This window comes from Streptomyces sp. NPDC058375 (assembly GCF_042723425.1).
In the GTDB taxonomy this organism is placed as follows: Bacteria; Actinomycetota; Actinomycetes; order Streptomycetales; family Streptomycetaceae; genus Streptomyces; species Streptomyces durocortorensis.
The window spans coordinates 1-1404 of sequence record NZ_JBHXJG010000491.1; the positions used below are offsets into that span (position 1 = coordinate 1).

The 1404-nt window shown below is 70.5% G+C and carries 1 protein-coding gene; it reads right to left on the reverse strand.

All coding sequences use genetic code 11. The annotated features are described in order from the left end of the window. Window positions 1–61: 61 nt before the first annotated feature. The gene (locus ACFWM7_RS35275) at window positions 62–1231 is read right to left on the reverse strand and encodes a trypsin-like serine peptidase (protein WP_383268870.1); all 1170 of its coding nucleotides are present in this window, start codon (window positions 1229–1231) and stop codon (window positions 62–64) included. Window positions 1232–1404: the final 173 nt, after the last annotated feature.

Sequence of the window (1404 nt, forward strand, 5' to 3'; positions counted from 1 at the left end):
GAGGTCCGAACTCTCCGGAGAGTTCGGACCGGGCCTTCGGCGTGCAGTCGCAGAATCCTGACTACTGCCCCGCGAACTTGTCGCTCATCGTCGCGAAGGTGCGCCGGGCGTCCTCGCCGAGCCGCGGTCCCGCCAGCCAGCCCGAAGTGACCGGACCGATCGAGGTGTTGGAGACCAGCATCGACTTCCCGTCCGGCCCGGCGACGAACCAGCCGCCGCCGGAGGAGCCGCCCGTCATGGTGCAGCCGATCCGGTACATGGTCGGGGTTCCCGGGGCGATCGAGAGCCGGCCGGGACGGTCGACGCACTGGTGCATCAGCAGCCCGTCGTACGGCGGACCTGCCGGGTAGCCCCAGGCGCCCATGCCGCTGATCTGCTGGATCTCCGGAGCGTCGAAGGAGACCGGCAGCGCGTTGCCCACCGTCTCCTCCAGGGACTTGGTCCCGTTCTCGGGCTTCACGTGCAGCACCGCGTAGTCGTACGGCGCACCGGCCCCGCCCGTCGGGCCGCCGCCGGAGATCCACTCGCCGGAGGACGCGGCCCAGTCCGCCCAGTAGGTGCCGTACGGGGCGACCTCCTGCGGCTGCGCGGTCCGCAGCTGCGCCGCGTTCTTGCCCTGGTCGTTGTACGAGGGCACGAAGACGATGTTGCGGTACCAGCCGCCGCCCGCGCCCGCGTGCACGCAGTGTCCGGCGGTCCACACGAGGTTGGACTTCCCGGGGTTCTTCGGGTCCTTCACGACCGTGCCCGAGCAGACCATGGAGCCCTTGGGGGAGTCGAAGAAGACCTTGCCGACCGGGGCGGCGTAGCGGTGGTACGGGGTCTTCTCCGGCTTGGCTCGCACCGGCGCGGGCTCCGGGTCGCTGACGTCCTGACCGGCGGAGAGGTCACCGGCCGCCATCGTCTTGGCGGGCTCGTCGGCCGCGGCCATCCGCTCCGGCTTCCACAGGCCGTCGATGACCGGGTTGACGAAGTCCTCGGCCTTGCGGAGCCAGCCGTCCTTGTCCCAGTTCTTCCACTCGCCGTTCTTCCACTTCTCCGGGTCCACCCCGTGCTTCTCCAGGGCGTCGCCCAGATCACCGGGAAGTCCGGCGGCGGGGTCCTTCTCCGCCGCCCCGGTGGCAGACGGCTTGGCGGCCGCGGCGTCCTCCTCGGGGCCGCAGGCCGTGGCCGTCAGTGTGAGCGCCGCGACGAGGCCGGTGGCGGCCAGCAGCGGACGTATCGATCGCATGGAAGAAATCCCCCTGAACAGCTGATTCGTACGGTGGCGCGCAGTCGCGGGATGTGCGGATGTGGTGCCGTCGCGGGGTGGTGCCGTCGCGCCTGCGCGGTCGTGCATTCTGTCATGAGCGTGTCATGCGGACGTCGGAGTCCAGCAACCGCGCACCGAGAACGGTCCGATAC

Bases quoted from the DNA above. Each gene is read 5' to 3' on its own strand.
- ACFWM7_RS35275 (WP_383268870.1), bottom strand. From the start codon at position 1,231: ATGCGATCGATACGTCCGCTGCTGGCCGCCACCGGCCTCGTCGCGGCG.